Source organism: Citrobacter cronae (genome assembly GCF_016893685.1).
Taxonomy (GTDB): domain Bacteria; phylum Pseudomonadota; class Gammaproteobacteria; order Enterobacterales; family Enterobacteriaceae; genus Citrobacter; species Citrobacter werkmanii.
Window position 1 is genome coordinate 4757 of record NZ_CP069763.1, and the last position, 319, is coordinate 5075.

1 protein-coding gene is annotated in these 319 nt (G+C 46.7%); it reads left to right on the forward strand.

Translation table 11 applies throughout. The features are described from left to right. Positions 1-319: tyrosine-type recombinase/integrase (locus JSN25_RS00005; protein WP_204525707.1), on the forward strand; the 319-nt coding region annotated here is incomplete at both ends.

Below are 319 nucleotides of genomic sequence, written 5' to 3' on the forward strand. Positions count from 1 at the left end.
CACGCTGGAGTGAAGCCGAAAACCTGCAGGGCCATCAGTTATCAAAATATCGGATCACCTATACCAAGACAAAAGGTAAGAAAAACCGTACCGTGCCGATATCTCAGGATCTGTATAACGAACTCCCCAAGAACAGAGGAAAGCTATTCACCCCATGCAGAAAATCCTTTGAGCGTGCAGTAAAGCGAGCAGGTATCGAACTGCCAGAAGGCCAGTGCACTCACGTACTGCGCCATACATTCGCCAGCCATTTTATGATGAATGGTGGAAACATACTGGTTTTGCGCGATATTCTGGGGCACTCAGATATTAAAATGAC